The organism is Nocardioides sp. NPDC057772, assembly GCF_042798075.1.
Lineage (GTDB): Bacteria > Actinomycetota > Actinomycetes > Propionibacteriales > Nocardioidaceae > Nocardioides.
This window is the reverse complement of the sequence record NZ_JBHVKN010000181.1, coordinates 1-10,452: the sequence shown is the minus strand read 5'-3', so window position 1 is coordinate 10,452 and position 10,452 is coordinate 1. Positions and strand designations below refer to the sequence as shown.

The window sequence follows — 10,452 nt, the reverse complement described above, 5'->3', positions numbered from 1 at the left end:
CCTGGCGACCACCGAGCAGTCGATGCACGGCCTGACCACGTCCTTCACCGTGGTGGCCCGGATGGTCGGCATGCTGGTCGGCATCTCCGCGCTGACCACGATCGGCCTGCGCAGCTACTACGCGGCCCAGGCCGACCTGCCGTCGCTGTCCTCGGTGTGCACCGGCGGCGGGATGTGCCAGGACTACCAGGACCTGCTCATCGGCGCCGCCATCGCCCAAGAGCACACCGTCTTCGCCGGCGCCGCGGTCTGCGCCGGGATCGCCGCGCTGCTCTCCGTGGTGCTGCTGCGGGGCGCGCCCACCCGGGCACTGTCGCCGAGCGCGACCGTCACCGCGCTGTAGCGGACCGTCCGGCGCGCTACCCGACGCGGATCCGCAGCCGCTCGCGGGCGGGGATCCGCGGATAGGTGCTGCCGCGTTCCACCACGCTCCAGGCGGCGGCGGCGAAGATCTCGACGGTGGCGGAGATCATCGCGATCGTGGCGGGCTCGCCGGGACACCGGTGGCCCTCGGCCGGGTCTCCCCCGCCCTGCGGCACGAGCTCGAACGCGTCGACGTCCCGGCCCACGAACCGCTCGGCGGAGAAGGTGTGGGGGGACGACCAGGATCCCGGGTCGAGGTTGGTCCCGGGGACGTCGAGGACCACCCGCTGCCCCGGCGAGACGAGCTGGCCGTCCCAGTCGGACTGTTGTCGCGCGATACCGGCGAGCGCCGGGACGAACGGGAAGAGGCGGCGTACCTCCTGGGTGAAGGCGTGCCGCTGCGAGGCGTCCTCGGCGACGGCGGGGCGCTGTTGGGACTGGTCGTCGAGGGACTGGACGGCGAAGGTGCCGAGGTAGGCCACCGCGACGGCGGGTCGCAGGACGTTGAGCAGCTCGATCGCGGCGACCGGGACCGACAGCAGGTCGCCGTGCGGGTCGCGCCAGGCGGCGATGGCCTCCACGGGCGTCGACGGCGGCGAGGACGTCGAGGACGGCGAGGACGGAGCGGCCGACCGCGCCTCCCGGATCAGTCCCCTCGCCCAGCGGTTGGCCCACAGCCGGGCAGCCCAGGCGGTCGCGTAGGACGGCCCCGAGATCCCGAAGCCGTCGACGATGGCCGCGAGCCGCCGCCCGACCTTGCCGGGGCGGCGCACCGAGATGCCGGCCCACTCGAGGACCGCGCGGCCGTAGACCTCGGCCAAGAGGCTGAACACGCTCACTGTCTCCCCACGGCGCTCGCGCAGGGCCGAGCCGAGGTGGCGGCGTACGAGATCTTGGAGGGTCGTGTCCGCGTCGTCGAGCAGCTGGAGGAAGAGGTCCTTGCGGTGCAGGTGCTCGTCCCCGTCGAGGCCGTGGACGGCGCCGCGGCCGAACAGCAGGGCGGCCAGCGGCGGGGGCACCGCACCGGTGCGCCGGATGAGCGAGGGATCGTAGAAGCGGCGTACGGCGGCGGGGCCGCTCACGACCAGGGCATCGTTCCCGAGGAGCTTGACCGGGCAGACCGGCGGATCACCCGCCCGTCGTCGGGTGTCGGGGATCGCGTGGTAGCCGTGCCGGAGCAGGTCCGCGGCGAGATCGTGGGTCATCCGTGGCTCCCGTCAGGAGCCGCTGGTGACCCGGTCGCTCACGCCCGTGACGCCCACCGAGTGGGCGCAGTGGGCGCAGCAGAAGACGTGCTCCTCGTTCTGCACCCCGTGCCCGAGGATGCGGATGCCGCAGTTGACGCACACCGGCGCGATCACCGCCACCGCACACTCGATCGAGTCGAACACGTGGTGCTCACCCGACGCGGTGGTGACCTCGAAGCTCTCGTCGTAGTCGTTGCCGCACGTGACGCACTTACCCATGGTCGGTCCTTTCGTTGGCACCGGACTTCACATCAGACACCGCGCGGCCCGGGGCCCCTCGAGGGCACCGGGCCACACGGTGACTACGTGAAGATGCTCACCCCACCGGGGCCGACCAACAGACCGACCACGATGAGGACCGCTCCCCACAGGATTTGGCCGCGAACCAGCGACACGATGCCGCCGATGACCAGGACTGCCGCGATCAGCCAGAGAATTGTTGCCATTCGATCTCACCTCGGTGTGTAGTTGTTGCGGGGGATGCTCAGACCTTGTCGTCCAAGCGGCTACGGAGCAGTGCCTTCGCCTCCTCGGCACCCTGCACGGAGTTGGCCTGGGCACGGACGAACAGGTCCTCCAGGTCGGTGTCCTTCGAGCGGCGCGCGTCCTCGATGTAGGTGTCCAGACGCAGCGCGTTGTCGAGGCAGGCCTCGGTGAACCAGATGAGGTTGTAGTTCTTGTCCGGGGTCCCCGTGACGACTCCGCCCTCAACGCTCTTCGTGGTCATGCGGATCACTCCTCATGAGTTCTCTCTTGCGTACAGCCCCCTCGGTACCCAGCCCGTGGGCCCGCAAACCCTCTTGCCGGCGCTGAACCCACGGATCTGTGCTCAGGAGAGCGCGAACCTCTCCCAGGACCGGTGGGCGCCGAGGAGGTCGGGAAGCTCGGCGGCGACGAACGAGCCGGACTCCTCCGCCTTGACGCCCGGCGCCGGGACCGCGATCCCGGCGGTCGCGATGACCTCGACCCCGTCGCCCCAGGCCAGCAGCGCCTTGCCGTGCCGGAAGATCTCCTCGACCAGCAGCATGACGTGCGGGTCCGAGGCGATCGTGCCGGCACCGTCGGCAACCACGAGGGCGTCGAACTCGACGGAGCGAGCGGTGGCGAACGTACGCCCCACCTCCAGCTCGCCGCCGAGCGGAGCGGCCGTCGGGGCGACCAGCAGCGGCGTCATCCGCGACCCGCGGAGCGCCGCGCACAGCCCGTCGACCTCCTCGGCGGGGCTGTCCGGGCCGACGACGATCCCGACGACGCGACCGTCGGGCGGGTAGGTGCCACCTAGCATCGACAGCGCCGGGCTCGGCTCCGGATCGGCGAGCTCACCGGCCGGTGACGGAGCCTCGAGACCCAGGGCCGCGGCGACACCGCCGCACAGGTCCGGGGCGATCTCGGCCAGGCACCGCAGCTGGCGCTCCCGGATCTCCGGCTCGTGGACCTTGCCCAGCTCGAAGGCGTACGCCGCGACGATGTGCTGCTTCTCGACCGGCGTCATCGACAGCCAGAACAGTCGCGGCTGGCTGAAGTGGTCGTCGAACGAGGCCGGCTGCGCACGCTGCTTGACCGTTTCGGGCACCGTCACCGGGTTGTCCAGGAAGGCGCCCTGCGGGTCACCGGCCAGGAACGGGCAGCCGCCGTCGAGCGAGTTGGGGTGGTAGGGCGCCACTCCGCGGTGCACCTCGTGCTGGTGGAACCCGTCGCGCAGCATGTCGTTGACCGGCGCGTGCGGCCGGTTGACCGGGATCTGGTTGAAGTTCGGCCCGCCGAGCCGGGTCAGCTGGGTGTCGACGTAGGAGAAGAGCCGGGCCTGCAGCAGCGCGTCGTCGGTGACGTCGATGCCCGGCACCAGGTTGCCGACGTGGAAGGCGACCTGCTCGGTCTCGGCGAAGAAGTTGTCCGGGTTGCGGTCCAGGACCAGCCGGCCGATCGTCTGGACCGGCGCGATCTCCTCGGGGACCAGCTTGGTCGGGTCGAGCAGGTCGATGCCCTCGTACGTCTGCTCGGGCGTGTCCGGGAAGATCTGGACGCCCAGCTCCCACTCGGGATAGGCGCCGGCCTCGATCGCGTCGGCGAGGTCGCGGCGGTGGAAGTCGGGGTCGAAGCCGCCGAGCATCTGGGCCTCCTCCCAGAGCAGGCCGTGCACACCGAGCTTGGGCTTCCAGTGGAACTTGGCCAGGCTCGTCTCCCCCGCGGCGTTGACGAGCCGGAACGTGTGAACGCCGAAGCCCTCCATCATCCGGTAGGAGCGGGCGATACCGCGGTCGGACATGTTCCACAGGGTGTGGTGCTGGGCCTCGGTGTGCAGCGAGACGAAGTCCCAGAAGGTGTCGTGGGCCGACTGCGCCTGCGGGATCTCCCGGTCGGGGTGCGGCTTGCCGGCGTGGATGACGTCGGGGAACTTGATGCCGTCCCGGATGAAGAAGACCGGGATGTTGTTGCCGACGAGGTCGAAGGTGCCCTCCGCCGTGTAGAACTTCGTCGCGAACCCGCGGGTGTCACGCACCGTGTCCGCGCTGCCGCGCGAGCCCAGCACGGTCGAGAACCGCACGAAGACGGGCGTCTCCCGCCCCTCGGCGAGGAAGCCGGCGCTGGTGACGGTCTCGGCGGTCCCGTACGCCGTGAAGGTGCCGTGCGCGCCGGCTCCGCGGGCGTGGACGACGCGTTCGGGGATCCGCTCGTGGTCGAAGTGGGTGATCTTCTCGCGAAGATGGTGGTCCTGGAGCAAGGTCGGGCCGCGCTCGCCCGCCTTGAGGGACTTGTCGGTCTCACGCAGGCGCACACCGCCCGAGGTGGTCAGCCACTCGGTCTGCTCAGGGGCGCCGGGGCTCGGCGTGTCGGTCATGGCGGTCCTTCGGTCGGGGACAGGGCTTTACCTCCCGTACCCGCACCCGGGCCGCACATGCCTGACCGGCGGGCCTCATCCGCCGCTGCTGGCGACCCAACGGAGCACGTCGTCCCACTCGTCGAGGAACCGTTCGAGGCCGTAGCGCCGTCTGGCGTGCCGGCGTCCGATGAGGCCCGCCTCCTCGGCGACGTCGGGATCCTTCATCAGGTGGCGTACGGCCGGGACGATCTCGTCGCGGCGGGTGGTGACGAAACCGGCCTCGTGCGGCACGGCGAGCGGGGTCTCGGTCGTGGCCAGGGCCACGACCGGCATGCCGAGGTGCATGGCCTCGATCAGGGAGAGGCCGAGCGAGGTCCAGCGGTTGAGGTGGACGTAGACACGACGCCGCGGGAGGTGGTCGTGCAGATCCTGCTGCGAAAGGTCCTCGTACGTCCTCAGCCCCTGGTACGCCGGCAGGCGCTCGACGCGCATGCCGAAGACGTCGGCACCGACGCCCTCGGCCAGCGCCGGGAGCAGGTCGGCGCCGACCGAGCGGCCTCGGCGTACCGGATCGTTGACGACCACCCCGGCGCGCTCGATGTCGCCGGTGTAGCGGCGGCCGGGGTCGACGATGCCGTGCTCGATCACGGTGGTCGGGGTGCCGCCGCAGTCCCAGAGAAGGTCGTTGAAGCCGGTGACGTGCACGATCGGGATGGTGCCGCCCGCCATCGGGTGGCGGACGTCGGGGACCGCGCCGACCGGGGTGTTGTGCTCCAGGAAGATCGCCGACACGTCGCGCCCGGGCCGGCGCCCGCCGAGCCACCGCTCGGCCAGGTCGACCTCGTGCGGACGCTGCAGGACGACGACGTCGACCTCCTCCTCGGCCAGCGCGTCGCAGCTCACCTCGCGGGCGGCCGCGGGCCAGTCCCAGGTGCGCGCACGGCCGAGACCGTCGGGGCCCCGATCGGGGGTCGTCGGGAGCAGGTAGTCGTGGCGGCCGTGCACGAACGCCGTCGTCCAGGAGCCGTGCACGTGCCAGATCAGGATTCTCATTCCCTCTCAGTGCCCCGGAGCACCTTCGGTGATGCGGCGGTGCGCGACAAGTTCCGCGCTGGGGCGACTCAAAGCGCTTCTCGTCGGGTACGGGAAGCACTTCGCATCCCTATCCGGTCCGGAAGGCAGCACAGATGAAGGTTCTCGGCGTCAACGCCCTCTTCCACGACCCCAGCGCAGCGCTCGTCGTCGACGGCAGGACGGTCGCGGCGGCCGAGGAGGAGCGGTTCTCGCGCCGCAAGCACGGCCATCGGCCGGTGCCGTTCGCGGCGTGGGAGCTCCCCGACCACGCCATCCGATGGTGCCTGAAGGAGGCCGGGCTCGAGCCCGGCGACCTGGACGCCGTCGCCTACTCCTACGACTGCTCCCTGGCCCGGCCGGCGGAGGAGATGGGGCTCCACGATCCGTGGGACGGCCTCCGCCAGACGTACGCCTCGCATGCACCCGACTTCCTGGCCAACGTGCTGCCGGGGCTCGACCGGGCCGACGTACGCTTCGTGCCTCACCACGTCGCCCACGCCGCCTCCGCGGGGCTGGCCTCGCCGTACGTCGCCGAGGGCAGCGACGTGCTCGTCCTCGACGGCCGCGGCGAGTGCCACAGCCATCTCGCCGGGCGCTACGACGAGAACGGGTCGCTGACGACCCTGCGCACCCAGGAGCTCCCGCACTCGCTCGGGCTGGTCTTCGAAGAGCTCACCGAGCATCTGGGGTTCCTGCGAGCCAACGACGAGTACAAGGTGATGGCGCTCGCCTCCTACGGCAAGCCGTTCGCGTCCAGCGGGCACCGCATCGACGAGCTCACCGAGCGGATCCGCCTGACCGGCGACGGCGGGTTCATCACCGAGCCGATCGACTGGTCGGCCCTGGCACCACGGCTGCGGCCCGGTGAGGACTGGACCGCCGACCACGCCGACCTGGCCGCGAGCGTGCAGCTGCGCTTCGAGGAGGTGCTGGTCGAGCTGGCACGATGGCTGCGCGGGCGGACCGGCGGCAGCCACCTGACCCTCGCCGGCGGGGTGGCGCTCAACTGCGTCGCCAACACCCGGCTGGTCGAGCGCAGCGGCTACGAGAACATCTGGGTGCAGCCGGCCGCCGGCGACGCAGGCACGGCGCTCGGCGCCGCGCTGCAGATCGCCGCCGACAACGGCGACCGCCTCGAGCCCATGCCGGGCGCCGACCTGGGACGCGAGTGGTCCGAGGACGAGATCGAGTCGGTGCTGCGTACGGCGCGGGTGCCCTACGAGCGCCCCGGCGACCTGGCCGAGACCGTGGCCGAGACCCTGGCCGGCAACGGGATCGTGGCGTGGTTCCAGGGACGCAGCGAGTTCGGCCCGCGCGCGCTCGGCCACCGTTCGCTGCTCGCTCATCCCGGACGCCAGGAGAACCTCGAGCGGATCAACGACGTCAAGGGTCGCGAGCAGTTCCGGCCGGTGGCACCGATGGTGCTCGCCGAGCGCGCCGCGGACATCTTCGAGCGCGGGCCGCTGCCCTCGCCGTACATGCTCTTCGTGCACGACGTCGCCGCGGAGTGGCACGCGCTGATCCCGGCGGTGACCCACGTCGACGGCACCGCCCGGGTGCAGACGGTCGATCCGCACGACGAGCCGCTGGTGGCGCGGATGCTGGCCGAGTTCGAGGCCCGGACCGGGCTGCCCGTCGTGATCAACACCAGCCTCAACACCGCGGGCCGGCCGATGGTCGACTCGCCACGGGACGCGCTGGAGTGCTTCGGGTCGGCACCGATCGACCTGCTCGCCATCGGCCCGTTCGTCGTACGTCGCCCGAGGACGAATCCATGAGCATCGACACCACCATCGTCATCCCGACCGTCGGCCGACCGAGCCTGGGCGTGCTGCTGGACGCCCTGGCGAGCCAGACGGTGCCGCTGCACCACCCCGTGTTCGTGGTCGACGACCGCCCCGAAGGCGAGGACCTGATCGTCGGCGACCGGTCGATCGACGTCGAGGTGATCCGCACCGGAGGCGGCGGCCCGGCCCGCGCCCGCAACATCGGCTGGCGGCACACCCGCACGCCCTGGGTCTCGTTCCTCGACGACGACGTGGTGCCGGACGTGTCCTGGTATCGCGACCTCATCGCCGACCTGCGCCTGCTCGAGGACTACCCCGAGCAGGAGATCGTCGGCAGCCAGGGCAGACTCACCGTCCCGCTCCCCGAGGATCGACGGCCCACCGACTGGGAGCGCGGCACCGCGAGCCTGGAGACCTCGGCATGGATCACCGCCGACATGAGCTACCGCCGCGACCGGATCGCCGCGGCGGGCGGGTTCGACGAGCGCTTCCAGCGGGCCTTCCGTGAGGACGCCGACCTGGCCCTGCGCCTCGGCGCCGACCGCGGCCGCATCGTCGAAGGCAGTCGGCACGTGACCCACCCGGTGCGGCCCTCCGACGACTGGGCGAGCCTGCGGGCCCAGGCGGGCAACGCCGACGACATCCTGATGCGGGCGATCCACGGACCCGGCTGGCACGAGCGCGCGAAGGCACCCGAGGGGCGCCGGAAGGCGCACCTGGCGACCACCGCCGCCGGTGCTCTGGCGGTCGCCGGCCTGCTGTCGCGGCATCGCCGGCTCGCCCTGGCCGGCGCGATCGGCTGGTTCGCGGGCACCGCCGAGCTCGCCCACCATCGCATCGCCCCCGGCCCGAGGACCCCCGGCGAGATCCGGCGGATGCTGCTCACCAGCGCCACGATCCCGGCGGCTGCGACATGGCACCTGTTGCGTGGCGTACGTCTACACCAGGGTGCGACGCCGTGGCGAGGCGTCCCGGAGCTGGTCCTGCTCGACCGCGACGGCACCCTGATCGAGGACGTGCCCTACAACGGCGACCCCGACCTGGTGCGCCCGCTGCCCGGCGTCCGCGAGGCGCTCGACCGGCTCCGCGCCGAGGGGGTCCGGCTCATGATCGTGACCAACCAGTCCGGCATCGGCCGCGGCGTCATCAGCGAGGAGCAGGTCGACGCCGTCGACGAGCGGGTCGTCGAGCTGCTCGGCCCGTTCGAGGCGGTGCTGCGCTGTCCGCACTCCCCCGACGACCGCTGCGGCTGCCGCAAGCCCGGCCCTGACCTGATCAAACGCGCACTCGCCAGCACCGGCGTGCACCCTGACCGCGCGGTCATGGTCGGCGACATCGGCAGCGACATGGAGGCCGCGCGGAACGCCGGAGTGAGCGGCTGCCTCGTCCCCACGCTGCAGACCCGCCGCGAGGAGATCGATGCCGCCGCCCCGCGCACCGCGGCCGGTCTCGTCCAGGCCGTCGACCTGATGCTGGGAGGCGTGTGGTGAGGACCCTCGTCGTACGCCTTGACTCGATGGGCGACGTGCTTCTCGCCGGCCCGGCGGTGCGCGCGATGGCCGCGACCAGCGACCACGTGACGATGCTGTGCGGCCCGCTCGGCCGCGAGGCCGCCGAGCTGCTGCCGGGCGTCGACGAGGTGCTGTGCTGGGAGGCCCCGTGGATCGTCGCCGACCCGTCGCCGGTCGATCCCGACGAGGTCGACCTGCTCCGCAAACGCGTCGAGGCCGGGATGTACGACCGGGCCGCGATCCTCACCAGTTTCCATCAGTCGCCGCTGCCCACGGCGCTCGTGCTCAGGCTCGCCGGGATCGCCCGGCTGGCCGCGGTGAGCACCGACTATCCCGGCTCGCTGCTCGACCACCGGGTGCGCGTCGAGGAGGAGATCCCCGAGCCCGAGCGGGCGCTCGCCGTCGCCACCGCGTGCGGCGGACGGCTGCCCGCCGGCGACGACGGCCGGCTGGCGGTCCGCGGTTCCTGTCCACCCGAGGAGCTCCGGATGCCCTACGTCGTCCTCCATCCCGGCACCTCCGCGCCCGCACGTGCCTGGCCGGCGGACCGGTTCCGGGACCTGTGCGAGCAGCTGAGCCGTCTCGGGCTCGGTGTCGTCGTTACGGGCGGTCCCGACGAGCGCCCGCTGACCGCGTACGTCGCGGGCACGACCGGCACCGACCTGGGCGGCACTCTCGGCCTCGGTGAGCTCGCCGGCGTCCTCGACCGGGCCGAGGCCGTCGTGGTCGGCAACACCGGCCCCGCCCACCTGGCCGCCGCGGTCGGCACCCCCGTGGTCTCGCTCTACGCCCCGACGATCAGCGCCGAGCGCTGGGCACCCTACGGCGTCGACCGTGTGCTCCTCGGGGACCAGCACGCTCCGTGCCGTGACACCCGCGCCCGCGAGTGCCCCGTGCCCGGACACCCGTGCCTGGCCGGCGTCACGACGGACGACGTCGTCGCCGCGCTCGGCACCCTCGGCGTACGTCCATCCGAAACCGTGGGAAGGAGCCGCTGATGCGCGTCGCACTCGTCTCTGAACATGCCAACCCGCTCGCCGCTCTCGGCCGTGAGGACGCCGGTGGACAGAACGTCCACGTCGCCGCACTGGCCGCGGGGCTCGCCGAGAACGGTCACGAGGTGACCGTCTACACCAGACGCGACGACCTGGCCACGCCGGCCCGTGTCCGGACCGACGGCTACGTGGTGGAGCACGTCCCGGCCGGCCCGCCGGCCGAGGTCGCCAAGGACGACCTCCTCCCCTACATCCCGGAGCTGGCCAGGCGCCTCCAGGAGGCCTGGCTCCTCGAGCCACCCGACCTGGTCCACACCCACTTCTGGATGAGCGGCCTGGCCTCGCTACCCGGCGTACGTGAGCAGCGCGTGCCGCTGGTGCAGTCCTTCCACGCCCTCGGGTCGGTCAAGCGCCGCCAGCAGGGCAGCGCCGACACCAGCCCGCCCGAGCGGATCGGGCACGAGCGCCGGCTGTGCGCCGAAGCCGACACGGTCATCGCGACCTGTACCGACGAGGTCCGCGAGCTTCGCCGGCTCGGCCTGCCCGACGGCCGCGCGACGATCATCCCCTGCGGTGTCGACACCGACCGGTTCCGACCCGGCCCCGGCCGGCTCGCCGACCGGCTGCGGCTGCTGCTCCTGGGCCGGATGGTGC

Annotated in this window: 10 protein-coding genes and 1 pseudogene; 5 read left to right on the top strand and 6 right to left on the bottom strand. The window is 72.2% G+C overall.

The genetic code is table 11. The features are described 5' to 3' along the window. Positions 1-343 (top strand): annotated as a pseudogene (locus tag ACFVJS_RS22255) (MFS transporter); the annotation flags it as partial. Positions 344-359: 16 nt separating this feature from the next. On the opposite strand, the gene ACFVJS_RS22250 reads toward ACFVJS_RS22255, so the two are convergent. The 6 genes from ACFVJS_RS22250 to ACFVJS_RS22225 all read right to left on the bottom strand — a co-directional run bounded on the left by ACFVJS_RS22250 (position 360) and on the right by ACFVJS_RS22225 (position 5,484). After that, a complete protein-coding gene (locus tag ACFVJS_RS22250) occupies positions 360-1,568 on the bottom strand; it encodes a hypothetical protein (protein WP_378885028.1) in 1,209 nt (402 codons plus the stop codon). A gap of 12 nt (positions 1,569-1,580) precedes the next feature. Then, positions 1,581-1,829 (bottom strand): hypothetical protein, encoded by a 249-nt coding sequence (locus tag ACFVJS_RS22245; protein ID WP_378885025.1) that lies wholly within the window; start codon positions 1,827-1,829, stop codon positions 1,581-1,583. An 83-nt stretch (positions 1,830-1,912) separates the two neighbouring features. Next, positions 1,913-2,056, bottom strand: coding sequence for a GPGG-motif small membrane protein (locus ACFVJS_RS22240; protein ID WP_378885022.1), 144 nt, complete (start codon positions 2,054-2,056; stop codon positions 1,913-1,915). A gap of 38 nt (positions 2,057-2,094) precedes the next feature. After that, positions 2,095-2,337: a hypothetical protein gene (locus tag ACFVJS_RS22235; RefSeq protein ID WP_378885020.1), complete on the bottom strand. Its 243-nt coding sequence runs from the start codon at positions 2,335-2,337 to the stop codon at positions 2,095-2,097. A 102-nt stretch (positions 2,338-2,439) separates the two neighbouring features. After that, positions 2,440-4,449 carry a catalase gene (locus tag ACFVJS_RS22230; RefSeq protein WP_378885017.1) on the bottom strand — a complete coding sequence of 670 codons (2,010 nt, stop codon included), beginning with the start codon at positions 4,447-4,449 and terminating at the stop codon, positions 2,440-2,442. A 75-nt stretch (positions 4,450-4,524) separates the two neighbouring features. Further along, entirely contained in the window at positions 4,525-5,484 is a 960-nt protein-coding gene (locus ACFVJS_RS22225; protein WP_378885014.1) for a glycosyltransferase, read from the bottom strand. A gap of 134 nt (positions 5,485-5,618) precedes the next feature. On the opposite strand from ACFVJS_RS22225, the gene ACFVJS_RS22220 reads away from it, so the two are divergent. The 4 genes from ACFVJS_RS22220 to ACFVJS_RS22205 all read left to right on the top strand — a co-directional run. Then, positions 5,619-7,283, top strand: a complete 1,665-nt coding sequence (locus ACFVJS_RS22220) for a carbamoyltransferase (RefSeq protein WP_378885011.1) — start codon at positions 5,619-5,621, stop codon at positions 7,281-7,283. Further along, positions 7,280-8,782, top strand: coding sequence for an HAD-IIIA family hydrolase (locus ACFVJS_RS22215; protein ID WP_378885008.1), 1,503 nt, complete (start codon positions 7,280-7,282; stop codon positions 8,780-8,782). Before ACFVJS_RS22220 ends, ACFVJS_RS22215 begins: the two co-directional genes overlap by 4 nt. Then, a complete protein-coding gene (locus tag ACFVJS_RS22210) occupies positions 8,779-9,801 on the top strand; it encodes a glycosyltransferase family 9 protein (RefSeq protein WP_378885006.1) in 1,023 nt (340 codons plus the stop codon). Before ACFVJS_RS22215 ends, ACFVJS_RS22210 begins: the two co-directional genes overlap by 4 nt. Then, on the top strand, positions 9,801-10,452 hold a 652-nt coding region (locus tag ACFVJS_RS22205; protein WP_378885003.1), incomplete at its 3' end, for a glycosyltransferase. The genes ACFVJS_RS22210 and ACFVJS_RS22205, both read left to right, overlap by 1 nt.